This window comes from Sphingomonas sp. MMS24-J45, assembly GCF_044881195.1.
GTDB lineage: Bacteria > Pseudomonadota > Alphaproteobacteria > Sphingomonadales > Sphingomonadaceae > Sphingomonas.
The window spans coordinates 254,837-280,629 of record NZ_CP173255.1; the positions used below are offsets into that span (position 1 = coordinate 254,837).

At 63.2% G+C, this 25,793-nt stretch carries 26 protein-coding genes and 3 tRNA genes; 14 read left to right on the forward strand and 15 right to left on the reverse strand.

Translation table 11 applies throughout. The features are described 5' to 3' along the window. Positions 1–30: 30 nt before the first annotated feature. Together AB5I39_RS01330 and AB5I39_RS01335 are read left to right on the forward strand one after the other, a co-directional pair. On the forward strand, positions 31–723 hold the full coding sequence (locus tag AB5I39_RS01330) for a hypothetical protein (protein ID WP_404370146.1): 693 nt from the start codon (positions 31–33) through the stop codon (positions 721–723). After that, complete coding sequence (locus tag AB5I39_RS01335; protein WP_404370148.1) at positions 711–1,502, forward strand: hydrolase 1, exosortase A system-associated; 792 nt, start codon at positions 711–713, stop codon at positions 1,500–1,502. The genes AB5I39_RS01330 and AB5I39_RS01335 overlap by 13 nt, the downstream gene beginning before the upstream one ends. A 71-nt stretch (positions 1,503–1,573) precedes the next feature. Here the strand turns inward: AB5I39_RS01335 and trxB are convergent, their stop codons facing one another. From trxB to AB5I39_RS01365, 6 genes are all read right to left on the reverse strand, one after another. Beyond that, on the reverse strand, positions 1,574–2,539 hold the full coding sequence (gene trxB / locus AB5I39_RS01340; RefSeq protein WP_404370149.1) for a thioredoxin-disulfide reductase: 966 nt from the start codon (positions 2,537–2,539) through the stop codon (positions 1,574–1,576). 102 nt (positions 2,540–2,641) lie between these two features. Continuing rightward, a complete protein-coding gene (locus AB5I39_RS01345) occupies positions 2,642–3,028 on the reverse strand; it encodes a VOC family protein (RefSeq protein WP_404370151.1) in 387 nt (128 codons plus the stop codon). Positions 3,029–3,144: 116 nt separating this feature from the next. Further along, positions 3,145–3,221, reverse strand: a tRNA-Met gene (locus AB5I39_RS01350). Between the two features lie 64 nt (positions 3,222–3,285). After that, on the reverse strand, positions 3,286–3,807 hold the full coding sequence (locus AB5I39_RS01355; RefSeq protein ID WP_404370152.1) for a 2'-5' RNA ligase family protein: 522 nt from the start codon (positions 3,805–3,807) through the stop codon (positions 3,286–3,288). Then, complete coding sequence (locus AB5I39_RS01360; RefSeq protein WP_404373949.1) at positions 3,804–5,651, reverse strand: potassium transporter Kup; 1,848 nt, start codon at positions 5,649–5,651, stop codon at positions 3,804–3,806. Before AB5I39_RS01360 ends, AB5I39_RS01355 begins: the two co-directional genes overlap by 4 nt. A gap of 211 nt (positions 5,652–5,862) precedes the next feature. Beyond that, positions 5,863–6,303, reverse strand: a complete 441-nt coding sequence (locus tag AB5I39_RS01365; protein WP_404370154.1) for an Lrp/AsnC family transcriptional regulator — start codon at positions 6,301–6,303, stop codon at positions 5,863–5,865. Positions 6,304–6,433: 130 nt separating this feature from the next. On the opposite strand from AB5I39_RS01365, the gene ald reads away from it, so the two are divergent. The 4 genes from ald (at position 6,434) to AB5I39_RS01385 (ending at position 9,361) form a co-directional block, all read left to right on the forward strand. Beyond that, positions 6,434–7,540 carry an alanine dehydrogenase gene (gene ald / locus AB5I39_RS01370; protein ID WP_404370156.1) on the forward strand — a complete coding sequence of 369 codons (1,107 nt, stop codon included), beginning with the start codon at positions 6,434–6,436 and terminating at the stop codon, positions 7,538–7,540. Between the two features lie 5 nt (positions 7,541–7,545). Next, entirely contained in the window at positions 7,546–8,016 is a 471-nt protein-coding gene (locus AB5I39_RS01375) for a DUF3237 domain-containing protein (protein ID WP_404370158.1), read from the forward strand. Between the two features lie 5 nt (positions 8,017–8,021). Beyond that, positions 8,022–9,269 carry a hypothetical protein gene (locus AB5I39_RS01380; RefSeq protein ID WP_404370160.1) on the forward strand — a complete coding sequence of 416 codons (1,248 nt, stop codon included), beginning with the start codon at positions 8,022–8,024 and terminating at the stop codon, positions 9,267–9,269. A 15-nt stretch (positions 9,270–9,284) separates the two neighbouring features. After that, a tRNA-Pro gene (locus tag AB5I39_RS01385) sits at positions 9,285–9,361 on the forward strand. Positions 9,362–9,393: 32 nt separating this feature from the next. Here AB5I39_RS01385 and AB5I39_RS01390 read toward each other — a convergent pair. From AB5I39_RS01390 to AB5I39_RS01420, 7 genes are all read right to left on the reverse strand, one after another. Continuing rightward, positions 9,394–11,616 carry a hypothetical protein gene (locus AB5I39_RS01390; RefSeq protein WP_404370162.1) on the reverse strand — a complete coding sequence of 741 codons (2,223 nt, stop codon included), beginning with the start codon at positions 11,614–11,616 and terminating at the stop codon, positions 9,394–9,396. A 244-nt stretch (positions 11,617–11,860) separates the two neighbouring features. After that, positions 11,861–13,360 carry a CoA-acylating methylmalonate-semialdehyde dehydrogenase gene (locus tag AB5I39_RS01395; RefSeq protein WP_404370164.1) on the reverse strand — a complete coding sequence of 500 codons (1,500 nt, stop codon included), beginning with the start codon at positions 13,358–13,360 and terminating at the stop codon, positions 11,861–11,863. 67 nt (positions 13,361–13,427) lie between these two features. After that, a complete protein-coding gene (locus AB5I39_RS01400; protein ID WP_404370166.1) occupies positions 13,428–13,958 on the reverse strand; it encodes a phosphoribosyltransferase in 531 nt (176 codons plus the stop codon). A 60-nt stretch (positions 13,959–14,018) separates the two neighbouring features. Next, positions 14,019–14,483 carry a DUF1348 family protein gene (locus AB5I39_RS01405; protein ID WP_404370169.1) on the reverse strand — a complete coding sequence of 155 codons (465 nt, stop codon included), beginning with the start codon at positions 14,481–14,483 and terminating at the stop codon, positions 14,019–14,021. Next, a complete protein-coding gene (locus tag AB5I39_RS01410; protein ID WP_404370171.1) occupies positions 14,480–15,085 on the reverse strand; it encodes a pyridoxamine 5'-phosphate oxidase family protein in 606 nt (201 codons plus the stop codon). Before AB5I39_RS01410 ends, AB5I39_RS01405 begins: the two co-directional genes overlap by 4 nt. Before the next feature lie 60 nt (positions 15,086–15,145). Beyond that, a complete protein-coding gene (locus tag AB5I39_RS01415) occupies positions 15,146–15,613 on the reverse strand; it encodes a DUF4437 domain-containing protein (protein WP_404370174.1) in 468 nt (155 codons plus the stop codon). 23 nt (positions 15,614–15,636) lie between these two features. After that, positions 15,637–16,188, reverse strand: coding sequence for a carboxymuconolactone decarboxylase family protein (locus AB5I39_RS01420; protein WP_404370177.1), 552 nt, complete (start codon positions 16,186–16,188; stop codon positions 15,637–15,639). 113 nt (positions 16,189–16,301) lie between these two features. Here AB5I39_RS01420 and AB5I39_RS01425 point away from each other — a divergent pair, with 113 nt between their 5' ends. The 6 genes from AB5I39_RS01425 to AB5I39_RS01450 all read left to right on the forward strand — a co-directional run bounded on the left by AB5I39_RS01425 (position 16,302) and on the right by AB5I39_RS01450 (position 21,593). Beyond that, positions 16,302–17,216 (forward strand): LysR family transcriptional regulator, encoded by a 915-nt coding sequence (locus AB5I39_RS01425; protein ID WP_404370178.1) that lies wholly within the window; start codon positions 16,302–16,304, stop codon positions 17,214–17,216. A gap of 67 nt (positions 17,217–17,283) precedes the next feature. After that, a tRNA-Ile gene (locus tag AB5I39_RS01430) sits at positions 17,284–17,360 on the forward strand. A 511-nt stretch (positions 17,361–17,871) separates the two neighbouring features. Further along, positions 17,872–18,504: a curli assembly protein CsgF gene (locus tag AB5I39_RS01435; protein WP_404373951.1), complete on the forward strand. Its 633-nt coding sequence runs from the start codon at positions 17,872–17,874 to the stop codon at positions 18,502–18,504. Between the two features lie 8 nt (positions 18,505–18,512). After that, positions 18,513–19,481 (forward strand): CsgG/HfaB family protein, encoded by a 969-nt coding sequence (locus AB5I39_RS01440; protein WP_404370181.1) that lies wholly within the window; start codon positions 18,513–18,515, stop codon positions 19,479–19,481. Between the two features lie 89 nt (positions 19,482–19,570). Next, positions 19,571–20,674 carry a hypothetical protein gene (locus AB5I39_RS01445; RefSeq protein ID WP_404370183.1) on the forward strand — a complete coding sequence of 368 codons (1,104 nt, stop codon included), beginning with the start codon at positions 19,571–19,573 and terminating at the stop codon, positions 20,672–20,674. 130 nt (positions 20,675–20,804) lie between these two features. Further along, positions 20,805–21,593 carry a hypothetical protein gene (locus tag AB5I39_RS01450; RefSeq protein ID WP_404370185.1) on the forward strand — a complete coding sequence of 263 codons (789 nt, stop codon included), beginning with the start codon at positions 20,805–20,807 and terminating at the stop codon, positions 21,591–21,593. Here AB5I39_RS01450 and AB5I39_RS01455 read toward each other — a convergent pair. Next, positions 21,590–21,763 carry a hypothetical protein gene (locus AB5I39_RS01455; RefSeq protein ID WP_404370187.1) on the reverse strand — a complete coding sequence of 58 codons (174 nt, stop codon included), beginning with the start codon at positions 21,761–21,763 and terminating at the stop codon, positions 21,590–21,592. The two genes, AB5I39_RS01450 and AB5I39_RS01455, sit on opposite strands and share 4 nt — an antisense overlap. Before the next feature lie 396 nt (positions 21,764–22,159). Between AB5I39_RS01455 and AB5I39_RS01460 the strand changes: the two genes are divergently transcribed. Further along, a complete protein-coding gene (locus AB5I39_RS01460) occupies positions 22,160–23,125 on the forward strand; it encodes a hypothetical protein (protein ID WP_404370190.1) in 966 nt (321 codons plus the stop codon). On the opposite strand, the gene AB5I39_RS01465 is transcribed toward AB5I39_RS01460, so the two are convergent. Next, complete coding sequence (locus AB5I39_RS01465; RefSeq protein WP_404370193.1) at positions 23,122–23,400, reverse strand: PqqD family protein; 279 nt, start codon at positions 23,398–23,400, stop codon at positions 23,122–23,124. The two genes, AB5I39_RS01460 and AB5I39_RS01465, sit on opposite strands and share 4 nt — an antisense overlap. Positions 23,401–23,830: 430 nt before the next feature. Between AB5I39_RS01465 and AB5I39_RS01470 the strand changes: the two genes are divergently transcribed. Beyond that, positions 23,831–25,738 carry an asparagine synthetase B family protein gene (locus tag AB5I39_RS01470; protein WP_404370195.1) on the forward strand — a complete coding sequence of 636 codons (1,908 nt, stop codon included), beginning with the start codon at positions 23,831–23,833 and terminating at the stop codon, positions 25,736–25,738. Positions 25,739–25,793 lie beyond the last annotated feature (55 nt).

Consider the following 25,793-nt stretch of genomic DNA (forward strand, 5'->3'; position numbering starts at 1 on the left):
CATTACGACTGGAGCGGCGGCCGCGAGGCGATGCTCCGGTTTGGGCCAGCGACCGGCCCGGTCGTGGTCGTCGCCCTGCCGCTGTTCGAGGAAGCCAATCGCACGCGCGCCTTCGCGGTGACGATCTGCCGTGCGCTGGCGAAACGCGGCGTGGCGAGCGTGCTGCCGGATTTGCCGGGTCAGGGGGAGAGCATCGCTTCGCTGGGTGCGTTGTCGATTCTGGACCTGCAAACGGCATATGATGCGATGATCGCGGTGCCGGACCGCGAAGGACGACGAAGTTATGGCGTCGGTATCCGCAGCGGCACGTTATTGGATGCGCTCGGCCTTCTGTTCGGACGATGGCACCTCGCCCCACAGGATGGCTCAGACCTCCTGCGAGACTTGACGCGCGTAAAGCAAATGGAGCTTGGTCAGTCGCGAACGCTCGACGAGCATTGGTATATCGACGGAAGCTTGCCGGAAGAGGCGCCAGACCCTCCGGTACTGATCGCGGGCAATCTTATCTCGGTGTCTGCGCTGATCGAGCTGACCGTCAAGACGCCGTTCGATGAGGCCGGTATCCCGCGCCGTGTTATCCGCCTCGACACCGATCCCAAACCCGCCGACCGCCATGTCCCTGGCACCCCGCTCTGGCGTCGTGCCGAGCCGGACAACGACCCCGCCCTCGCCGCCATGCTCGCCGACGACATCGCAGACTGGATTGCGACATGCGAAGGGTGATGTGCTTCCCCTGCGCGGGCGACACGCTGGTTGGGACGCTGGACACCCCTGACACCGGGCCGCCCGGCAAGACCGGGCTTCTGATCGTCTCCGGCGGCAACGAAATCCGCATCGGCGCGCATCGCGGCATGGCGTTGCTGGCGCAGAACCTCGCGGCGCGCGGCATTCCGGTGTTTCGCTTCGACCGGCGCGGCGTGGGCGATTCGACCGGGACGAACGGCGGGTTCCTCTCCTCCGGGCCCGACATCGGCTGCGCGGCAGCGACGTTTAGTGCGGAGATGGGAATCGAGCGGCTGGTCGCGTTCGGCAATTGCGATGCGGCGACCGCGCTCGCGCTGTTCGGGCAGGCGGCAGGGATCGACCGCCTGATCCTCGCCAACCCGTGGGTGGTCGAACCGAGCGACGACCTGCCCCCCGCCGCCGCGATCCGCAGCCGCTATGCCGAAAAGCTGAAGGACCCGCGTGAGGTGTGGCGTCTGGTCAGCGGCGGGGTAAATATCGCCAAGCTGGCCAAGGGGTTGACGCGGGTTGCTGCGGCTCCGTCGGAACCGAACGAGCTTGCGCTGCGCCTGTCGGCCGCGCTGCAAAAGTGGCAGGACCGGGTGACGATCCTGCTCGCGGCGGGGGATTCGACCGCGATTGCCTACCGCGATGCGATGGCGCGGATCGGACTGAGCCTGCCGACCTTCACGCGCAACACCGCTTCGCACAGCTTTGCGCGCGAGGGCGATGCGGCGTGGCTGGAGGAGCGGATCGTCGCGGCGTTGGCGGAGCGCTGAACGCCCTTCCAGCGATTAAACCACCCCGGCGGACGCCGGGGTGGTGCATGAAGAGCAAGGCGAGAGCTCCCCTACTCCGCAGCCTCGGCCAGTTCAAAGTCCGCCTCGGCCAGGAACCGCTCGGCATCCAACGCAGCCATGCAGCCCGTTCCCGCCGCCGTCACCGCCTGACGGTAAACCTTGTCCATCACGTCGCCGCACGCGAACACGCCCGGCACGCTGGTGCGGGTCGATCCGGTCTCGACCCACAGATAATGATCCTCGTCGAGCTTGAGATGCCCGCGGAACAGCTCGGTCGCCGGGTGGTGCCCGATCGCGACGAAGCCGCCCTCGGTGTCGAGCCGCGACTTCTCGCCGGTCACCGTATCGACCAGATCGATCGCCACGAGGCCAGCATTGCCGCCGCCGTCGATGAAGCTCTCGACCTCCTTGTTCCACAACACTGTCACGCCCTTATGCGCGAACAACCGCTCCTGCAGGATCTTCTCCGCCCGCAGCGAATCGCGGCGGTGGATAAGCGTCACGTCGGGCGAATGGTTGGTGAGGTACAGCGCTTCCTCAACCGCGGTATTGCCGCCGCCGATGACGGCCACCTTCTTGCCGCGATAGAAGAACCCGTCGCACGTCGCGCAGGCGCTGACGCCCTTGCCCTTCAGCGCTTCCTCGCTGTCGAGGCCCAGCCACTTCGCCTGCGCGCCCGTCGCGATGATCAGCACGTCGCCTTCATAAATGTCGCCGCTGTCGCCGGTCAGGCGGAACGGACGCTGCGACAGATCGACCGCAACGATCGTATCGTACATCAGCGTAGTGCCGACATGCTCGGCCTGCTTCTGCATTTGCTCCATCAGCCACGGGCCTTGGATCACGTCGGCGAAGCCGGGATAGTTTTCGACATCGGTGGTCGTCATCAACTGGCCGCCGGGCTGGATGCCCTGCACCAGGATCGGCTTCATGCCGGCACGCGCGCCGTAGATGGCGGCGGACAGGCCGGCCGGGCCGGAACCGAGGATCAACATGCGAGTCGAATGGGTGGTCATGGAAGCTTTCTCGTCTCGTTCCCGCGCCAATTCGACGGCGGGAAACGAGCGGTTACATGGATGGCGGCGGAGCGGCGCGCAAGCCCCGCTCCGTCAGCTGGATTAGGCAGGCATACGGTGCAGTGCGCACAGCTTGTTGCCGGCCGGATCGCGCAGATAGGCGAGGTACAGCTTGCCCATCGCACCACCATCGCGAACGCCGGGCGCGTCTTCAATTGCGGTGCCGCCGGCGGCGACGCCGGCCGCGTGCCACGCATCGGCCTGTTCAGGCGAGGCGGCGGCAAAACCGATCGTACCGCCATTGGCATGGCACGCCTCGGCGCCGTCGATCGGCTTGGTGATGATCAGCAACCCGCCGCCGTGCATGTAGATGACACGGCCATAAGGGTCCAAACGACCTTCCTTGGCGCCCAGCGCACCGAGCGTAGCGTCATAGAAACGCTTCGACGCGTCGATATCATTGGCACCGAGCATGATATGGCTAAACACTGGCGTTCTCTCCGTGAAATGCGCCGCGCCGATGCGGCGGCGTCGGCGCGGAGCTACCGCATTTCTGCGCCGCGTCAAACCGATGATCGATGGAGGAAAACCGCGTTTCGGAGCGGTGGTAGCGAAGGAGGGACTTGAACCCCCGACCCCAGGATTATGATTCCCGTGCTCTAACCAACTGAGCTACTTCGCCATGCCCGTTTCAGGGGAGACCCCTGCGTGCGAGGCGCGGGCTATAGGAACGCGAATCGGAACGGTCAACCGCGATCTTGCGCGAACATGTGCCGCGACAGGGGTTCCCAGGGGCCGCCGCGATACCACCATGTCGCCAAGCCGACGATTCGTGCGGTTCGCGGCCGGAAATCGCGCTCCAGATCGGCTTGCAGCGCCTTGGCGACGGCAGGCTCGACCTTGTTCTGCACCGTGACATGCGGACGCCAGCCGGCCCGATCCTGCGGCGTCAGCAGCGGAGCGAAGGCATCAGCCAGCCGATCGCGAATATCCTCCAGCGCCAGCGATTCGATCCGGAAAGCGACACCGCGGCCAAGCGACATCAAACCGGCGATGCGCGCCGCCGGAGCCGCAACGCCTTTCGTTTCCGCGACCAGCCGCTGCTTCAACTCGCGCTCCAGACTGGGGGCGAGGTGATGAAACATCGTCAGATGGGCCTTCAACTGATTGCGCTCGGGCGGGAAATGCCGGACGCGCAGATCGTCGAAGAACGCCGTGTCGGCCGCTCCGAACAGCGCGGTCACGATAATCGGCGCGGCTTCCGTCAAATCTCGACCTGGCTGCCCAGTTCCACCACGCGGTTGGTGGGCAGGCGGAAGAACTCCATCGCGCTCTCCGCGTTACGCAGCATCCAGGCGAACAGCTTCTCGCGCCAGATCATCATGCCGGGATGCGATGATGCCAGCAGGGTCTGTCGCGACAGGAAGAAACTGGTGTCGATCATGCGGAAATCCGCGCCGCAACGATGCACGTTGGCGAGCGCCAGCGGCACGTCCGGCTCCTCGATAAAGCCGTACTTCAGGATCATGCGGTGGAAGCCTGATCCCAGGTCCTCAAGCGAGCAGCGATGCCCCTCTGCCACATACGGCACGTCGGCGATCTTGATCGTCAACAGGATGATCCGCTCGTGCAGAACCTTGTTGTGCTTGAGGTTGTGGAGCAGCGCGTGCGGCACCCCTTCGGGCGACGACGTCATGAACACCGCCGTCCCCGGCACGCGCGTCGCAGAGGTCGCGGCGGACTGGATGAAAACTTTGATCGGCATCGCCGATTCGCGCATCCGGTCGATCATCAGCTTCCGCCCCTTCGACCAGGTCGTCAGGAAGGTGAAGATGATGAAGCCGACCAGCAACGGGAACCAGCCGCCCGAGGGCACCTTTGTCAGGTTCGCGGCGAAATACGCACCGTCGACGATGAAGAACACGCTGAGCAGCGGCACCGAATAATAGATCGGCCAGTTCCACAACCGGAACAGCACGACCGTCAGCAGGCACGTGTCGATCAGCATCGCCCCTGTCACCGCGATCCCATACGCCGAGGTGAGGTTGGACGAGGTGCGGAAGAAGGCCACCAGCAGCAGCACCATCACCAGCAGCGCCCAATTGACCAGCGGGATATAGATCTGCCCGACGGTCGCCGCGCTGGTATGTTCGATCCGCAGCCGCGGCATGAAGCCCAGCTGGATCGCCTGCTGCGTTACCGAAAAAGCACCCGAGATCACCGCTTGCGAGGCGATGACGGCGGCGGCCGTCGCCAGGAAGACCAGGGGAAAGCGGAAATGCTCGCCCGCCAGCATATAGAACGGGCTTTCGAGCGCCGGCGCGCCCATGCGGGAAAGCAACGCCCCCTGTCCCATGTAATTCAGCATCAGCGCCGGCAGCACGAAACACAGCCACGACATGCCGATCGGCTTGCGACCGAAATGCCCCATGTCGGCGTAAAGTGCCTCCGCTCCCGTCACCGCCAGCACCACGGAGCCCAGAGCGAGGAAGGCGCGCACCGGATCGAGCAGGAAGAACTCGATCGCATAAGTCGGCGAAAGCGACCAGAGGATGTCCGGCGTCTTGACGATACTGAGCACGCCGAGCAGCGCGATCACCGAGAAATACAGCAGCATGACCGGCCCGAAAAACAGCCCGACCTTGGCGGTGCCGCTGCGCTGGATCGAGAACAGGCCGATGATGATCGCCATCGAAATCGGCATCACCAACCCGCCTAGCGCGGGCGAGGCGACTGCCAGACCCTCGACCGCCGAGAGCACCGACACCGCCGGGGTGATCATCGAGTCGCCGTAGAAGAGCGCCGTCGCGAACACGCCGAGCAGGATGATCCCGTTCGACCAGCGCTTGTTCTTGGTCTTGCCGTTGACCAGGGCAAGCAGCGCGAGACTGCCGCCCTCACCCTTATTGTCCGCGCGCATGATGATCGCGACGTATTTCAACGTCACCACGATCATCATCGACCAGAACATCAGGCTGATAACGCCCATGATGTGCGCCTGATCGAGCGCAAGCTTGTGATGCCCGGCAAAGGTTTCGCGAAAGGCGTAGATCGGGCTGGTGCCGATATCGCCGAACACGATGCCGATCGCGCCGAGCGCAAGCTTCAACAGGCCATCGCGGCCGTGCGGATGCGGATTGCCGTCGGCGGAGTCGTGGTCGGCTACGGACCCGGCCAAACCGGTGCCGACGCTTGGCTGAACATTGCTCACACGACGGCTATTCTTGCCGGAATTTCAAGGTCATGGATCATGGATGACGGCACATTTCGAGGCCCCGATGGTGCGGCGCAATAGCACGCGCCTATTCCCCTCGCAACGGCACTCATAGTTCACTGGCAAGGGTGCGGATCGTGAACTGGGTCACCAGCCGGTGGACTCCGGGCAAGGCCGACAGAACTTCGCGGTGGATGCGCTCGTAACTGTCGTCTTCGCGCACCAATACCTTCAGCAGATAGTCGGATTCGCCGCTCATCAGATGCGCTTCGCTGACTTGCGCGGTGTGCGCGAGCGCCTGTTCGAACTGCATCATCGTCGCCTGACGCTGATCCGTAAGCGTCACCGACACGAAAACCGTCGACGGATTGCCGCGTGCGGCGGGCGAAAGGCGGGCGCGATAGCCGAGAATCATGCCACGTTGTTCCAACGCCTTGACCCGTCGATGCGCCGCAGAAGGCGACAGGCCAACGCGTTCGCCGAGCGCCTCGCTGGTGAGATCCGACTCTCGCGCCAGCTGCGCGATGATGTTGCGGTCGATTTGGTCCATGCGAGATCGTCATGCGCAACGCCGCACGGTTATGCAATATCCTCGCGCAATGGGCGTGCGCCGCGGGATGTTTGCAAAAACCTCCCGCCGCATTTGGTGTAAAACGATCTCGATAAAAAAGGAGAGTTCCATGCGCGTCGGTGTCCCCAAGGAAATCAAGAATCACGAATATCGCGTCGGCCTGACCCCGCCGTCGGTGTCCGATCTGGTCGCGGCAGGCCATCAGGTCTTCGTCCAGACTGGCGCGGGCCTCGGCATCGATTTCGAGGACGCGGACTATGTCGCGGCCGGCGCGACGATCCTGCCCGACGCCCCTGCCGTGTTCGCGCAGTCCGACATGATCGTGAAGGTGAAGGAGCCGCAGCCGAGCGAGATCGCACTGCTGGAACCGCGCCATCTGCTTTTCACCTATCTCCACCTCGCCGCCGACAAGCCGCAGGCCGAGGGGCTGATGAAGTCGGGCGCGACCTGCATCGCGTACGAAACGGTGACTGCGAACGATCGCTCGCTCCCGCTGCTGAAGCCGATGTCGGAAGTAGCTGGGCGCATGTCGGTGCAAGTCGGCGCGCATTATCTGGAAAAGGAACAAGGCGGCCGCGGCATCCTGCTCGGCGGCGTGCCCGGTGTTGCGCCCGCCAAGGTCGCGATCCTCGGCGGCGGCGTATCGGGCGTCAACGCCGCGCAGATGGCGGTCGGGATGCGTGCTGACGTCACCATCTACGACATTTCGAACGCGCGCCTGGCCGAGCTCGACATGTTCTTTTCCAACCAGATCAAGACCGCCTACGCGTCGCAGGCGGCGATCGCGGCGGCAGTGAAGAGCGCACATCTGGTAATCGGCGCGGTGCTCGTTCCCGGCGCGGCAGCCCCTAAGCTGGTCACGCGCGAGATGGTCAAGACGATGAAGCGCGGCAGCGTGATGGTCGACATCGCGATCGATCAGGGCGGCTGCTTCGAAACCAGCCACGCCACCACACACCAGGATCCGGTGTTCGAGGTCGACGGCGTGATCCATTATTGCGTCGCCAACATGCCCGGCGCGGTCGCGCGCACCTCGGCCTTCGCGCTCAACAATGCGACCTTGCCCTTTGCGCTGAAGCTCGCCAATCTCGGCGCGGAGGGTGCGATGAAGGCCGATCCCCATCTCGCCAACGGGCTGAACGTCTACAAAGGCAAGATTGCGTACAAGGCGGTCGCGGACGATCTCGCCCTACCGTTCGAAGCCTGGGTCGGCTGAACCCGATGGTCGCGTCCCCCGCTTTACCCCATCGCCACCTCACCACGCTGACGCTCGACGTCGATTTCGCAGGCGTGGTAGCGGTCGGGGCGACGGCGGCGGGGCGTCGCGGCATCGCCCCCGTTCGCGGCGGGCGGTTCGAGGGCGAATGGCTCACAGGCTCCGTCGCGCCGGGGCACGACTGGTTCGTCTCACGCACCGACGGCGCCCTGGCGATCGACGTGCGCCTGACGCTCACCACCGATGACGGCGCGACGCTCTATCTCACCTATCAGGGCACGATGCGCGCCGCGTCCGAGGCGATGGCGCGATTCCGGAAAGGCGAACGCCTCGCGCCCGAGGACTATAAACTGCACGTCATCGCCCGCTTCGAATCCGGCGATCCGCGCTATGCGTGGCTCAACGATACGATCGTGGTCGGCATCGGTGAACAGACGCCCGCCGGGCCGATCTACCGCCTGTTCGAAATCGGCTAACTACGATGCTGCGCCGATTACTGTTCGGCGCGCTGCTCCTGCTTGGCCAGCCCGCATTTGCGCAGGCATCAGCCCCACCCGTTCCGACCCTCGAAACCCCAGCCGAATCGCGTGAACGCGACGCCGCCGAATATGCCCGGCAATTCGGCATATCGCAGGCCGAGGCCAGCGCCCGGCTGATTGCGCAGGAGGCCAGCGTCCCCATCACTGACGCCATCGCCGAAACCTATCGCGACCGCCTCGCCGGGATCGCGATCGAACATCGCCCGATATATCGGATCGTCATCTACCTGACCGGTAGCGAGCCCGTTCCCGACCAGACGCTTACCACCGATGCGGGCACCGTGCCGATCGTCTTCCGCACCGGTGCCAAGGTCACGCGCGATCGTGTCATCTGGGCGATGACCTATCACCAAGCCGCGATCCGCGCTGCCTTGCGCAGCCCGCCCGGCATAGGCCTCGATCCGCGCAGTGGCGAGCTGGTCGTGACGATCGGCGATCTCGACGCGGCCACAGGCACCGAAGGGCTAAAGGCTCGACTGGAGGCGATTGCAGGCGTGCCGGTGCAGATCCGCGTGCTCAACCAGCGCAACGTCAACCTCGCCGCCGCCCCTCCCGAAGGCGGCGCGCGAGTCGAAGGGACCAGCCCCGACGACGGGAAGCGCTATCTCTGCACCACCGGTTTCAACGTCACCGATGGCCTGCGCAGCGCCGTCACGACCGCCGCCCACTGCCTCGATCAGCTCAACTACCGCGATCCGCAAGGCGCGATCGTCCCGCTCGCTTTTGTCGGGCAATGGGGCTGGGGATACCACGACGTGCAGATCAACGCCGCCCCCGGCCCCCTGCCCCCAACCTTCTATGCCGACACCGCCAAGACCCGCCTGCGCGCCGTGACCGGACAGCGCAGCCGCACCAGCACCCGCGCGGGCGATTTCGTCTGTCACCGCGGCGAGCGCACCGGGTTTAGCTGCGCACTGGTGCAGCTGACCGACTTTGCCCCGGCGGGCGATCTGTGTGGCGGCCCCTGCCTGCCGACCTGGGTGACCGTCGCCGGCCCCACCTGCAAGGGCGGCGACAGCGGATCGCCGGTCTTCACCGGCACCACCGCGCTCGGCATCCTGAAAGGCGCGAGCTATCGCGGCGACGGATCGTGCGCTTTCTATTTCTACATGTCGCTCGATTATCTTCCGCAAGGCTGGTCGGTGCTTCGCAGCGATCCATCGCTTGCGCTAACGCCCAACCCCCTCTAAGCGCAGCCCTCGCGTCGGGGAGTGGCGCAGTCCGGTAGCGCGCCTGCTTTGGGAGCAGGATGTCGCAGGTTCGAATCCTGTCTCCCCGACCATTTATCGCCAAGCCCTTGGGATCGCGCGCCGGCTAGGCCCAGCTCAGGATGATGCGGCCGTTGGCGGGCACGCGGAAATCGATGCGGTCGGCGGTCGTGGTGACGGGACGCACCACGTCGCCGCCCACTGTCGTCAGCCGGGGCGTGGTCAGCTTGCGCCGTTTCAGCCGCACCAGGCTTAGACCCGCGCTACACGTCTCGCCACCGTCGAGCGTGATCGTGACGGCGCGGTCACCCGTCTGCTCGATCGCGCGCACGAAATGGTCGCAGTAGAGCCGGAAGGGCGCGCGATCGACCGCATGGAAGGCCCGCGTCGCGAAAATGAAGGCAGCGCCCGCGCCATAGATTTCCTGCCCGACCTGCCCGGCCAGCTGGCCGTCGGCGTACAGGTCCTCGAGCGGGAAGGAGAGCTTGCGATCGATATGCCCGTTGGTCGGGCGCTGCTTGGGCGAAAGGACTGCACGCGGCAGCACGTCAGGGTAGTAATACCAAGCGCGATCGAGCGCATATTTGCAATATTCCGCAACCAGCATCCGTGCCGCAGGATCGAGATCCGGGCCACTATCGTCGAGGTAGCGCTCGAACGCGGCGAACGAATCGAAACATTCGTAGATCGCCATATAGGGCGCGTCCTGCAGGCAGGTGACCCCCAGGAAGTTCTTGTAATGCACCGCCAGCTCGAGCTTGCTCTCCCAGATTTCGCAATTGTGGAAGAAGCTGCCGAGATAGACGTAGCTTTGTTCGAGATAGACGGCGCGATTTGTGATCCGCCACAAGCGCATACACGCCGCCGCCCCCCAGGCGGTGAGGTTCGCCTGATAATTCATATTGAAGCGCAGGCCCATCGCGGCATCGATCGCTGCGCACGCCTCATCCAGAAAGCGCTTGTCGTCGGTCAGCTCGAACGCCTGCAGCATGACCCAGGCGTAGATGCCGCCGACATCCGTCTGCCCGCGGCCATCCGCACCCGCGACATCGACGATCACGGAAAAATCGGTGATGTCGTACTGCACGGGCCATTTGTAATCGAAGTGACGGGCTGCCTTGATTCCGAAGTCGATCGACTTCAGGAGCAGGGCGCGGGCATCGGCGTCCCCGTCTAGCGCCAAAAGCCCGAGATTGAGCATCGGGTGATAGAGATACCAGCTGTCAACCGCGTCCGCCTGCTTGTCGTCACCGACATTGGGCAGATATCGCCGCAACGATTTGATCTTGGGATCGTAGAATTTCCCTAGGCCCGCCTTGAATTCCGCCTCCAGCGGATGCGGCGTACCGCTCCATTTGCCCCAATCGTGGATCGCCACGATCAGCGACATCTGCACCATGATATCGGGATACTCGGCTGCGGTGTAGGGGTGGATGTAGCGGTGGCCGTAATGCTCGATCGTCGCTTCGGGTGCCTGGTCGAGGTCACGCAGTGTCCACTCGGCGCGCTGCACCCAATCGCGATATTCGGTGTGCGGCTGGTGCAACAATTTATAGGCCTCCCCCAGCATCTGCAGAAACTGGCGTGCCGATTCGCGCTCGTGCGGCGGCGCCTCGTGACGGAACACCAGGATCGCGTCGGACAGCGTCACCTCGACCCCGGCCTCTAGCGCCCTGCCCTCCGGCGTGCCGGTCTGGTCCGGGGTTGGCAGCAAATGGCCGAGTTCGGGCCACGCCCCGCCGACGGCGTCCTCAGGCGTGGTCTGGGTGGCCCGACAATAGCCGTTCATCGCGGTAAGATTCTGAAAATACAGCACGTTGCCGAACGTCGGCGCGTCGATCCGGAAATAGAGCAAGCCCGAATTGAGCCCGCGCTGCGTCGCCTCGACCACACCGCGTGCACCGAGTGGATCGTCATTCGCATCGAGTGGGTAGAGGTCGCGCGGCATGAACGGCAGCAGCACGGGTGCCTTTGGCGTAAAATGAACGGTCATGCGCACATGTTCGAGCGCCACGCCGCCCACCGTGAATACCACGACATGCTCGCCCGAGATGCTGTCGAGCCGGAGCCGCGCGGCTTCACCCGGCTGCGCCTTGATCTTCGTGCACTCGAAAGGACCGGCGAGATACGCCGCGCGTAACGCCAGGCCGCCCTCCCCCACACGCCGGATCAACGCCCATAGCGAATCCGCTCCAGCACGCAACTCGATCTCCAGTTCGCCGGTCGCGAAGCGTGCAATCGCCGTGCCCGCCCCCGCGAGCATCTGGCGAAGCGCCAGGACATAAGGACTGACGCCCGACAGTTCGGGGGGTAGCGCCAATGCATCCATGGAACCCTCGGTTTATGGCCATTCCATCCGCAAACCTGCGGATCGGAAGGCGGGTTCCCGTGGAAAAACCGAGACTCACCTGGATCAGGAAGAATAGCGGAAATCTCTCGAAAGCGGCCAGGCGGCAATCCGGCCTCCGGAGGCGGCAATGCGCATCCCCCTCGTTCATTTCCACGCGCACAGAGCAGCAGCCCCCTCCCCGGCGAACGAGCGGCGGGTAAGGGGGCGATTCACATGTGCCTTCTCACCCCATCGTCGGAATGACGAAGGCGTTGGCGCCGTCGCCCACGCCGCCATCGGGCCAGCGCTGCGTCACGGTCTTGACCTTGGTCCAGAACTTCACGCCCTCGACGCCGTGCTGGTTGGTGTCGCCAAACGCAGAACGCTTCCACCCGCCGAAGGTGTGATAGGCGACCGGCACCGGAATCGGCACGTTGATGCCGACCATCCCGACATTCACCCGCGCCGCGAATTCGCGCGCGGCATGGCCGTTGCGGGTGAAGATCGCGACACCATTGCCGTACTGATGCTCGCTCGGCAGGCGCAGCGCATGTTCGAAATCATCGGCGCGGACGATCTGCAGGACAGGCCCGAAAATCTCTTCCTTGTACGATTCCATGTCCGGCGTGACATGGTCGAACAGCGATGGGCCGATGAAGAAGCCCTTCTCATGCCCCTGCAGTTCGAAACCGCGCCCGTCGACGACGAGTTCGGCCCCCTCATCGACGCCCTTCTGGATCCAGCCTTCGATCCGCGCCTTGTGTGCCGCGTTGACGACCGGGCCGTAATGCGCGCTATCGTCGGTCGAAACGCCGACACGCAGAGCGGCAATTGCGGGCAGCAGCTTTTCGCGCAGCGCAACCGCGGTCTTCTCCCCCACCGGCACCACGACCGGCAGCGCCATGCAGCGCTCGCCCGCCGATCCGAACGCCGCACCCGAGAGATCGGCGACGACCTGGTCGAGATCGGCATCGGGCATGACGATGCCGTGGTTCTTCGCCCCGCCCATCGCCTGCACGCGCTTGCCCGCCGCGACGCCGCGCTTGTAGACATAATGCGCGATGTCGGACGATCCGACGAAGCTCACTGCCGCGATGGCGGGATGGTCGAGGATCGCATCGACCATTTCCTTGTCGCCGTGCACCACCTGCAGGATACCCTCGGGCAGACCCGCCTCGCGGAACAGCTCGGCCAGGCGCACCGGCACCGACGGATCGCGCTCGGATGGCTTCAGGATGAAGGCGTTGCCGGTAGCGATCGCCACGCCCGACATCCACAGCGGGATCATCGCCGGGAAGTTGAACGGCGTGATGCCAGCCCCGATGCCGAGCGGCTGGCGCATCGAGTAGACGTCAATGCCGGGGCCAGCGCCGTGGGTGTATTCGCCCTTCATCACGTGCGGGATGCCCGCGCAGAATTCGATCACCTCCAGCCCGCGCTGGATGTCGCCCTTGGCATCGGCGATTACCTTGCCATGTTCGGACGACAGCAGATGCGCCAGCTCGTCGATATTGAGGTCCACCAGCCGCTTGAATTCCGCCATCACGCGCGCGCGGCGCTGCGGATTGGTCGCCGCCCAGGCCGGTTGCGCCTTGAGCGCCGCGGCAACCGCGGTATCGAGCGTCGCCTGCGTGCCGAGCGCGACGGTCGCCTGCACTTCGCCGGTATTGGGGTCGAACACGTCGCCGGTCCGCGCCGCGCCGCCGCCGGACAGACCGACGATGTGATGGTCGATGATACGCATTGCACTCTCCTGATTTTTGCCCGCTAAACCATGGGCGTCTGCGCGCCGCAACCCTCGGGCGCTGCGGTCACGCCAGCCTTTGCGGCACCGACTGTGCCTCGGCGACGATCGCCTCGGCGGTGCCGACCGCTTCCCATGGGAAAACGAACCAGCGCTTGTCCTGGGCCCGATCGATCGTCCGCGCGCAATATTCGACCCGCGCCTGCGACCGGACATTGTCGAGCAGAACGGCGAAGCGGATATTGGCAGCGTCGCAGCCATACTCGCGCAGCAGTCCGCGGATCGTCTCGATCGTCCCGCCGCTGTCGTTGATGTCGTCGACGAACAGCAGGCGCACCCCATCCGCGCTCTTCGCCGCCAGCTTTGCCAAGAGTTCGGTGCCGAACGCGGCGACCTTGGACGAATGATCGACCGACAGCGCGGTGATCCCCAGCGCGTGCGACACATAGACGCCCGGCACCAGCCCGCCCCGCCCGATCCCGACGATGAAGTCCGGCTGCCACGCCTCCGCCGCGATGCGACGGACCAGCGCGTGGACGTCGCTGAGGAAATCGGCGTCGGTAATGGGGTGAAGCTGCGGTTCGGCGGCGTCGGCCATGGGTGTGCTCCGTTCGCGTGATGCGCGCGCCCTAATCCCCCGCCTGCGCCGGGGCAACCGTCAGAAGCCGAAGGTGCTCAGTCCCGGATGGTCGTCGGGGCGCCGCCCGAGCGGCCAGTGGAACTTGCGCTCGGCCTCGGCAATCGGATGTTCGTTGATGCTGGCGATGCGGCGTTCCATCAGGCCGTCGGCGTCGAACTGCCAATTCTCATTGCCATAGGCGCGGAACCATACGCCGCTGTCGTCGTGGAATTCATAGGCGAAGCGCACCGCGACGCGGTTCCCCGCGTGGGTCCACAATTCTTTGATCAGGCGATAGTCGTGCTCGCGCGCCCATTTGCGCGTCAGCAGCGCGATGATCGCCTCGCGTCCCGTGACGAAATCCACGCGGTTCCGCCACACGCTGTCGGGCGTATAGGCAAGTGCGATCCGCGCCGGGTCGCGGCTGTTCCAGGCGTCCTCGGCCAGCCGCACCTTCTGCGCGGCGGTTTCGTCGGTGAAGGGCGGCAAGGGTGGGCGGCTCATGACATGGCTCCTTTGAGACGGGCATTTTCGGCTTCGAGTTCGGCGATCCGTGCGTTCAGGCGCGCCAAAGCGGCTTCCACGTCCGCCGCATCGATCTTCTGCGGGATGTGCTGCGGGCAATTGACGTCCCAGGCATCGATCTCGAACAGCACCGCCTGCTCGCCCCGCGCGCGATATCCCTCGGGCATAAGCTGCGCGAGGATCGCCGGGTCATCGCTGATCCGCGCGCGGCCCCACAGTTTGATGCGGCGCTTGTGCGCATAATCCATCAGGAACAGGAACGCCTTGTCGTTTTCGACGAGATTGCCGGTCGAGATATATTGACGGTTGCCCTCATAATCCGCCCACCCGAGCGTGCGCGGCCCGACGACGCGGATGAACCCCTTCGGTCCACCGCGGTGCTGTGCATAGGGTTGTCCCGCCGCATTGGCGGTGGCGAGATAGGCGGTATCGACCTGCGCGAGGAATGCGGTGAGCGTCGGGTCGATCTCAGTGCGGAAACCGCCCCGCGCCTCCATCTTGGCATAAGCGGCCCGCGATCCGTGCGCGCTTTGCAGGGCTTTGACGGTCGGGGTGAAAGCGATGTCGCTACTGGGTGTCATACGAAACCCCTTCTCGAGGGCGGAACGCCCCGGGAAGCATCGCCTCCCGGGGCGGCCGGGTCACTTGGCAGGAACGTAATCGAACTTGCCCGGCTGGACGATGAAGAACAGGCAGTCGGTCTTCGACAGGCAGCGCGTGACATGGTCCTCCTCGCCGCGCTGGAACCAATAGGAGCCGACCGGCAGTGCCTTGGGTGTCGCCCCGACCGGATCGTTGGCGCCGACGCCCTTCACCACCACCGCGTAATAATCATGGCTGTGGATGTGGACCGCGCTGACGAACCCGGCGGGCATCCGTATGAAGGTGCCGTGCCGCCCGGTCTGGAGGTTGCCGTAGGCCGGGCCGGCTTCCAATTCGCCCACGGCCGTCTTCACGCCGGATTTGAAGAACTTGATGTTTTTCGCCGGGGTGCTGACCGACGGTCCTTCGTGCGGCAGGTGGCCGGGCGTTTCCTGCGCCGTGGCCAGGGTCGCCAGGCCGATCGCGGCGGCGGCCACCGCGGCGCGGATGATGCTGGTGCGGGTCATGATGTGCTCCCTTCCTGCACAATTCAGGCGGCGGCGCGAGCGGCGACGACCGGGAAATCGATCTCGGTCTGCAGCGCTTCGTTGACGTAATTGGTGAAGGTGTTGAGCGCGACATGGAGGATGATCTCCAGGATCTGCGCGTCCGAATACCCCGCCAGTTTCACCGCCGAGAGATCGGCCTCGCCGACCTGGCCCCGCGCGCACACCAGCTTGGCCGCGAAGCGCACCGCCGCATCCGCCTTCGGGTCGTTCGACGCGCCCGAACGATTGGCGGTGATCTCCGCATCGTCGAGCTTGGCGTAGGTCTTGCCGAGATGCGTGTGCGCCGACAGGCAATAATTGCAGCCGTTCACTTCGGCGACGGCCAGCGCGATCCGCTCGCGCGTCGCAGCAGGCAGCGCACCTTTGCCGAGCGCGGCGCCAATGCCGAGATACCCTTCCAGCGTCGCCGGGCTGTTCGCGATCAGGCGGAACATGTTGGGCACGCTGCCGATCTGCTTGTGCACCGCGTCGAGCAGCGGCTGGGCTGCGGCCGGGGCGTCGGCGATGGTCGCCGGGGTTGGGATACGGGACATGGTTTTCTCCGATGTGGTGGCCGGGACTGGCCATAGCCCGGAGATAGCGCCTTCCATATCGCGCTAGTATTCGCTATTTTCGCAAATCATCCTTCCATTTTTCGAGAGGATCTATGGACCGTTTCGAGGCCATTCGCACCCTGCTCGCCGCGATCGACGGCGGCAGCCTCTCGGCCGCATCGCGCAGCTTGCGCATCCCCCTGCCGACCGTAAGCCGCCGCGTGTCCGATCTGGAGGCGCATCTCGGCACGCAGCTCGTGATCCGCACCAGCCGCCGGCTCGTGCTGACCGAGGCCGGATCGGCCTATACCGCCGCCATGCGCCAGGTGGTGGAGCAGGTCGCGGAGGCGGAACGCGCCGCGGCGGGCGAGTATCGCGCACCACGCGGCGAACTGACCGTGACCGCGCCAATCCGCTTCGGCGGCTTACACGTCGCGCCGATCGTGCATCATTTCCTGGCGACCTACCCCGACGTATCGGTGCGGCTCGTGCTGTCCGACGCGAACGTGGATCTCATCGAGAATCACGTCGATGTCGCGGTGCGGATCGGCACCCTGCCCGACAGTGCCCTGCTGGCGCAGCGTGTCGGCGCGGTACGCTGGGTGATCTGCGCCAGCCCCGCCTATCTGGCGCGGCGCGGCGAACCGACGACACCCGCCGCGCTTGCCGAACATGATTGCATCGCGTTCGAAGGGCTGCAGCGCTATCGCGACTGGCCTTTCGGGACCGGCACCGCCGCGCAGACGATCGCAATCCGCCCGCGCCTCTCGGTCAACACCGCCGAGGCGGTGGTCGCGGCGGCGGTGGCCGGGGTCGGCATCGCACGCGTCATGTCGTATCAGGCCTCAGCGGCCGTCGCCGATGGCGACCTCGTCCCGCTGTTGCAACGCCATGCGAGCGAACCGCGCCCGGTCCATCTGATCCATGCGCCGCAGCCGCTTATCCCGCTCAAACTGCGCGCTTTCCTCGATTTCGTTGCCCCGCGCCTCAAGGCCGAACTGGACGTGATCGAGCAGCGCTATCGCTGATTGCCTCCCTCGCGCACGCGGCACAGGCTTGCCATCCTCCGGCACGCACGGCTAACGCTGCGCACGGGGGCCTGTAGCTCAATTGGTTAGAGCTGTCCGCTCATAACGGATAGGTTGCGGGTTCAAGTCCTGCCGGGCCCACCATCCTCCAATGTTCAGCCCTCGCCGGTCCCGCCAATCTTGGCGATGACTGCGTACGTCCCATGTGGGCGATCCAACCGTCTTCCGATCACAATTCAGGACGCCCGGCGCTTCGAATTGGCATCGCCGCCCAGCCCGTCTGTGCTCGCGCCGTTGTAAGGAATGATCATTTACGGAAATTAAACCATCCCGTAAGCCTCGCGCTTCAGCTTATCCTTATGATGCGCATTGGTATTACGCTTGGCTATCGAAAAGAAAACCTGGTCTACGCCGACAATGTCCGAATACAAAGTTAGCGATCCGGGCTACGATCGAGTCGACTCGCTCTTCAAAAAGCATTATGTCAAAGTCATTCCGAAAAGTTTGATTCGCTAAATCTCCTTCCTTATTTTCCGTATATAACTCACTGATACTTATATTTACTCCTATTTGCGTTTTATTGTCTGCAAATGTGTTTGTACGCTCCCGTAATAATCAATACCCGTAATTTGTTAAACTTATTTTGAGGAAATTCATGCGTCTGTTTGGGGGTAGTTTAAGTAGAGAAGCTGCAGCATTGGCGTCTCTGACTTTAACATTAACTGCTCTATCGCCAAATCCGGTTGCAGCGCAGGAACTTAAGTTCGATTTCAACTCCCCTTCCTTCGGTGGGAACCCGTTCAACTCGACTAGCCTGCTTGCAATCGCCACGGCGCAACGGCCTGAAAAAAAGACGGTGGTGACCCCGCCGTTGACCGCGGCCCAAACCTTTGCCGCGCAGTTGCAGGCGCGACTGCTCTCCGCTTTTTCGTCCGGCCTCGTCACCGCGATCACGGGCTCTGCCTCCGGCACGTCCGGCAGCTATGATCTGGGCGGCCAGCGCGTCACATTCTCCAACGACGGCACGAATATTACCGTTACGATCGTCGATGACGCGACGGGCGAGACCACGGTGATTACCGTACCGGTCTACACCTTCGGCAAGACCGCGGCTGCAGCGGCGGCCGATCCGGCAGTCGTGCGGACATCCGTTTCGGCATCCAGCGCCTCGCTCGAGGCATCATTGGCCGGGACGGCTCCGATCAGTGGGACTGCCCTTGCCCCAGCCGGCCAGCTCGATGCGGCCCCGGTCGAGCGGGCGCAGCAGCCTATCGATGGCGTGCAGTAAGCCAGACGATGTTCGCAAATCAGACCTTCATCAAGCTGGGCGGCATGCTCGTCGCGGCGTTAGCAATGACCAGCTGCTCGGCGGCCAGGGACGCTTTTCGCCTGTCCGGCGCGCCGCCGTCTCTCGCGCAGAGCACGCCGTCGCAGCGCGAGCTTTTGACTGTGCCCGTGCCGGCCCAGCCGATCCCGATCGCGGTATATGATTTCACCGATCAGACCGGCCAGCTCAAGCCGTCAGACAGTATCCAGAGCCTGTCGCGCGCGGTGACGCAGGGCGGCGCGAGCATGTTGGTGCAATCGCTGCGCGACGCCGGCGCCGGTCGCTGGTTCACGGTGGTTGAACGCGAGCGGCTGGATAATCTGCTCAAGGAACGCCAGATCATTCGCGAAATGCGGAACCGGTATCTGGGGGAAAAGGAAACCCCGGCCGAGGTCCTGCCGTCGCTGCTGTTTGCCGGCATCGTGCTCGAAGGGGGTATCATCGGGTACGATACCAACCTGAAGACCGGTGGGATCGGCGCGCGTTTCCTCGCAATCGGCGGCTCCACGCAGTACCGCCAGAACAGCGTGACGATCTATTTGCGCGCCGTCAGCGTGAAAACCGGCGAAGTCCTCGCGAGCGTCGTGACGCACAAGAGTATCGTTTCGGTGTCCCTGAACGCCAGCACCTTCAAATTCGTCACGTTCGATGAGCTGCTGGAGGCCGAGGCCGGCGTCTCGGTCAACGAGCCGACGCAGATCGCCGTTCAATCCGCGATCGAAAAGGCCGTGTACGCCTTGATCATGGAAGGCGCGCAGGACGGCCCTCGTCACTTGTGGAGCTTCTCGAACGGCGCGGCGGGATCCGCAGCACTCGCCCGCTATGCGGCAGAGAAGGCGCGATCGGGCGCGCTCACACGCGTAAACATTTCGATGGCACAGCCAGAAGAAAATAAGAAATCAAGGAGGGCGAACGCGACACAGGGATATGATAAGTAGAGCAAAATAGCCGAGATATTATTCATAATATTGCTTATTTAGTTTGCAAAACACCTTTTTGCCAAAACCAATAATTTAGGATTTAATCTATGACCAAGTCATTTCTTCGCAGCGCATCTGTCATCGCATTGTCGGTGATGGCCGCCGGCTTCTCCGCATCGGCAGTTGCGGCCGCTCCGGGCAAGGCACCGGCGACCGCCGTAACGGTCAACACGCAGACCACGACCCAGACCGGCAACAGCAACGCGATCACGATCAGCCAGGTCGGGGCCACCAAGGAAGAAGCCAAGATCCTGCAGAACGGCAATTCCAACACTGCAACGGTCACGCAGAGCGGCCAGGGCGATCTCGCCTTCTCGCAAGTCGTCGGCAACAGCAACACCGTCACGCAGACGTTCGGCGCGCAGGCGGGCGGCACGCTCACCAACAACAACAGCCAAGTCTATCAGTGCGTTACCGCGGCATGCAATTCCGCCGCGACGGTGAAGCCGACCGGCAACGCCGCGACGACCACGCTGACCGGCACCAACCAGGCGAGCTATATCGTGCAGGCCGGCAACAACAACACCGCGACGACCACATTGTCGGGCGACGGCGGCGTCGGGGCTGCCGCAAATGCGCAGATCGAGCAGTACACCGACTACAACACCGCCGAGATCACGCAGACCGGCACCACGGCCGGCCTGGTCAAGGTCATCCAGGGCGTCACGACGGCGACTGCGACGCGCAACGTCGCGTACAGCGGTGCCTACACGGTGTCGACGGCTCCAGCCGCGCAGCTTGGAACGTCGCCGCTCGGCGCGAACAACAGTGCAACGGTGACGCAGGATGCGATGGCCACCGATGGCGTCGTGAACATCTACCAGGGCGCTGACTTCAACCTCGCGACCGCGATCCAGCAGGGCTCGGACCAGTTCGTCGAAATCCGCCAGGACGGCGCGACCGCTACGGACTCCTATGGCAACAACAACGCCAAGGTCACGCAGGAACTGAGCGGCACCGGCGCCGATGCCTTTGTCGTGCAGAACGGCCAGTCGAACAAGATCACGCTGACCCAGTCGGCGTTGAACGTGACGGCAGACCTCGCCCAGTACGGCAACCTGAACAAGCTGACGCTGACCCAGGGTACGGCTGGCGCCAGCGCGACGCTGACGCAAACCGGCAACTCGAACACGTTGACGATGAGCCAGTAAGTGTGGGCGGGCGGCGTGCCGTGCACGTCGCCCTGATCCAACGAAATGCGAAGGGCGGCGCCACCGGCGCCGCCCCGAGCACCGGGAAGGCCACGAAATGAAGTGCGGTTCTCACCTTGCAACGGTTGCTTTGGCCCTCGTGGCTGGTCTGCTCGGCCTGAAGCCGGCCGCGGCCACCGCGCAATCGGGGGCAAGCGCGACGTGCTCGGGTGACGCCAGCTCGGTCTGTGTTGCGCAGATCGGCGATGGCAACCAGGCAACGATCGCATTAAGCGGCGCAACTGCGGGCGGCGTGATCGCCGCTGCGGAAACCGGGAACCTCAGCGAGATCGGTTCGTCTAGGTCGACCAGACCAATCAGCATTCCCAGCCAGATTGCGGGATCGGTTTCGCAAAGCGGCAACAACAATCGGGTTTCGATCGCCGTGAACGGGGACAATAATGCGTTCGCCGTCGCACAGCGGGGGGATGCGAACGCTGCGACCCAATCGGTCGTCGGCTCGAACAACAGCCTGACGTTGCGCCAGGCCGATACAGGCGGCGATGCCAATAATGTTGCGGTCCAGGTTCAGTTCGGAAATGGCAATGCGTCGTTTCTGTCACAGACGGGATCGGGAAACACCGCGCACCTCGTCCAGTCTCCAACCGCCGAGGCGATGCTGCTCGGGTCGAACGCCCCGGGCGCGGGCATCAATTCGCTGCTAGGCAATTCCAAATCCACCAGCAATTCGAATACGATGGTGCTTGACCAGAGCGGTTCGAACAACCACGCGGATCTGGGCCAGCAAGGCAATGGCCACAGCATCGCGCTCCGCCAGAACGGTTTCGGGCAAATTCAGATTTTGCAGTCGGGCACGGGGCGCTCGATTTCGGTCGACCAGCCGGTCGGATCGACCGGCGTGCAAATTACGCAATTCTAATCGGTTTCACGAGGTTCGCGCACAGTGTTGTCTGCCCCTTCCGCTCCTTTCAGGCTCGCGCCCCTCGTCGCTGCGATGTTTTTGAGCGCATCCTGGATCGTGGAAAGCGCGGCCCAGGCCAATGACGCGGCAACCGTCGCGCAAATTTCCAGCGCGCCGACTGCCACCATCGTGCAAGCCAACCCCACTCCCCACCAAGCGCCGAGTGCGCGTTCGGCAAGTCCGCGCGGTCCCGCCGGATCACCGGCGCTGACCCAACAAATCGATCTGTGTCAGCCCGATACGCCCCGATCGCCGGCAACCCCAGAAACGGCCTGTTCGAAGACGCGGACGAGCGGTGACACCCTTTCGGATTCGTCCGCGACGGATTCGCTCGGCTCCGGTAACGATCAAGCGACCCGACCGGTCACGTCGCGCACGGTTGCTTCCGCGCCGAATGCCGACGTGATCGCCACTCGTTTGCGGACCGGTGACGTGCAGACGTCGGCGGTTGCGGATTCGGTCGGGGTGGGATTGCGTACTGCCAACCCGGCCCCGCCTGCTACACCGCTGTCGGTCGACCCGCGATGACCCTTCTTGCGCGGGTTGCGCCACATGTTTCGCCGGTCGAACCAGCAGGTGAACACTTCGATTATTTCGTCTTTGGCCTCAGGGTTCGGTCCGAAATCCGGCTGAACGCGCTGACCGAAACGGCAATCGCGGCGCCCGACGTCGAAATCAGGGTCGGATCGATTGCAGCCCATTCGGAACGCGAGCCGTTCGGACTTTATGTCGGTCCCGATGGCGCGGTTCTGAACATCGCGGATGTCGGGCGCTTTCTGATTGCGAACGGCAACGAGATCACTGTCGCCCCACATCCGAAGGCGCCCGCTCGAAATGTCGAGCTCTTTCTGCTCGGATCTGCCTTCGCCGCGGTCCTGCATCATCGACGTTTGCTGCCGCTTCATGCAAATGCGATCGAAATTGACGGTCGAGCGATTGCCTTCATGGGGCATTCCGGAGCCGGCAAATCCACTCTCGCGGCGTGGTTCGCCGATCGCGGTTTCCGCGTTTTGTCCGACGATGTCTGCGTGGTCGACTTCGATCCCGCCGGCGTCGCCTATGCGAGCGCCGGAATTCCGCGCTTGCGTCTGTGGAAGGATGCGTTGAACGTCAAAGGCATCAGTGAAGAAGGTTTGCTACGGTCGTTTGACGGGCAGGATAAATATGACCTCCCCATTCGTTTCAAAGCCGACCAAAAGCCAGTAAAGCTGGACTCGCTCTATGTTCTAGGACGGATAGACCAACCCACAACCGAGCCGGTTATTCAGCCAATTCATGGCACCGCCGCAATCGAGGCGATATCGACGAATACTTACCGTGGCGCCTACATTCCAATGATCGGCGATATCGGCACACATATCAAGAGTTGCATTTCGCTTGCAGATTCCGTCTCGATTCGGACGTTCAATCGCTGCTGGGATCACAGATCTTTCGATCACGACGCCAATCATTTACTCCAAATAGCTCGCTCGCAAATGGGTAAAATTTAGGAATTGGACACTACAATTACACGCTCATTTACAAGATAATCTATAAGTTCAGCGACATCTTTTTCACAGGTTACCCTATCGACCTGGAACTCCGCGCATAAATCGTCACAGAGTTGCTGTAGCGTGACGGGCGTCTTGGCGATCTCCCAGATTCTCTGAGCGACTGTATTGAACATATGAAACCTCGACGTTTCCATATTCAGTGCAATCAACTCATCGTTAAAATGGGTCTCCATCATATTATTTGAGCGCGAAATTAGCGCATCTTCTTGCATTTTTATATTCCTAGACGTGAAAAATATACTTTAGACTATATTTCTGCATTTAAAACATAACGTTAGCTATTGAATGATAGCCGCCAATCATCGGACTCGCAACCGCAGCCCTCGCAAAAAACACTTTTTTCTCTAGCATATTAGGTAGACAGGAAGCGGCCGATACGCCATACTCACATTTCGTTTGTTGGCGGAAATTCGGTTCGGATTTTCGCTGTTTTATTGGAGTATATTTATGACTCTTGAGACCATCATAGTATCCGACCAGGCCAAAACGCCATGGGTTAAGCCCGCCGTTCGTTCGGTATCGGCTGGCTCGGCCGAAGCCGGCGGCGTAACGAACCCGGATGGCGCGGGCACGCAGTCCTCATAAAGTTCGGGCGTTCGCGCGGAATCGGCTTCTGCGCGGCGGCCAGTAACGACCCGGACCGTGAGTGCGATTGCAGGCATATTTGCGGACAGGTTTGATGCGTCGCATCGACTCTGCGGTCAGATGCTTGTTTCCCAACGCATTTACGGTCCAGATCAGGAATCGGTCGGAAGTCTCGGAAACGCGACTTTCGGCCGGTGTCTTTTCCGCTTATTGCATGAAGATGCGTTTGATCGTCAGCCGGTAATCGGCTGCGACGGTACGGCCATGTTGGTCGCCGACGTTCGCCTCGACAACCGCGACGAACTGATCGCCCAAGCGGCGAAGGCAGCTCAGGCGCGGACGTGGAGCGATTCACGCTTGCTGATGCAGGCGTACGAGACGTGGGGCATAGGATTGCTCGATCACGTCGTCGGTGATTTCGCGTTTGCGATCTGGGATCGCCGAGTGAACCAGCTCTATTTGGCACGCGACCCGACAGGGCAGCGGCCTCTGCACTATCGAACGTCTTCAAACCGGCTCGATTTCGCCTCCATGCCGATCGGGCTGCTGGCAAACGCGTCGGACTGGTCGCCCGTCAGGGGGGCGAAAATTGGTGAGTTCGTACAGCAAGCGCCCGCATCCCGCACGACCAGCTACTTCGAAAACATCTTTAAAGTACCGCCCGGCCATTACGTCGCCTTCTCGGACGGCGTCTCGACAACACGGCAATATTGGAGGCCCCTGCCCAAACCACTTCGGCTGGCGCGCGACGAGGATTATGTCGACGCCTTTAACGAGCAGCTCGAGCGATCGGTAAAGGCGCGGCTGCGCGATGCTGGCCCTCTGGTCGGTAGCCAGCTGAGTTCGGGGCGGGATAGCAGCGCAGTGACCGCGATTGCCGCGCGCCTGCTCGCGCCGGCAGGGGCGCGGGTTTTGGCGGCGACTGGCGCGCCCAGGGTCGGCTTTGCCGGCACGGCACCGCACCGCAAGATCATGGATGAAAGCCGGATCGCTGCCAGGACCGCAGCCATGTACTCCAATATCGATCATCTGATCGTCAGAGCCGATCGCTCTTTTGACTTCAACGACTATGCAAATCTTTGGGGTTACTATCAGGAACCCCTTTTCAACGCGTGCAACTTTCCATGGCTCGCAGGCATCAACCGAAAGCTTGCTGAGGCTGGCGCCACCGTATGTTTGACCGGCGATTTGGGAAATCTGACGATCAGCGCGGGGGGCTACGCAACTTTACCCGATTTTCTGTGGCAAGGATCATGGCAAGCGTGGCTCCGCGAGTTCCGGACATTGACGGCCACGGGCAAGATGCGACGGCGCGGCGCGCTCGCGGCATCTGCAGGCGGATATCTGCCGCGCAGGCTGTGGACTTTGCTCGCAAAAGCGACCGGGCGCAGCGAAGACGCTCAGCGGCCGTTGGTGCGCGCAGCGTGGCAACCGATCGATCCCGATCGATTCACCTGGGCCCAGCCACCGCGAAACACCTATCGGGATCGGATCGAAAAGATCCTGAACACGAGCATCGCCGGCATCCGCAAAGGCAATCTCGCGCAATTCGGGATTGATGAGCGCGATCCCACTTCGGATCGTCGCCTGATCGAGTTCTGCCTGTCGCTGCCGGCGGATCAATTGGTGAAAAACGGCGTCGAACGCCCGCTCTTCTCCAGGGCAATGAAGGGGCTCATCGCTCCGGAGGTCATCGCAGGCGAGCAGCGGGGACTCCAGGCGGGCGATTGGTACGACAGCTACACTCGATCCGGCCTTCAGAACGCCGTTTCCGCCATCGCCGCGGACCCGCGCGTGGCGGCGATTATCGATGTCGAGGCGCTTGCGGCGCTGGTCGATGGCTGGCCAGAAACGCCCATCCGCTCGCCGGACGACGTCTCCGCCTTTCGGATACCTTTGATGCGGACGCTCTCGGCGGCGTATTTCATTCGTTCATCGGGTGTCGAACCGCCGCACCGGGCCTGATCAAGCACCAATACTGCAGCGCTCCTTGCGCGTGTCTTTACTGGCTCAACACGGT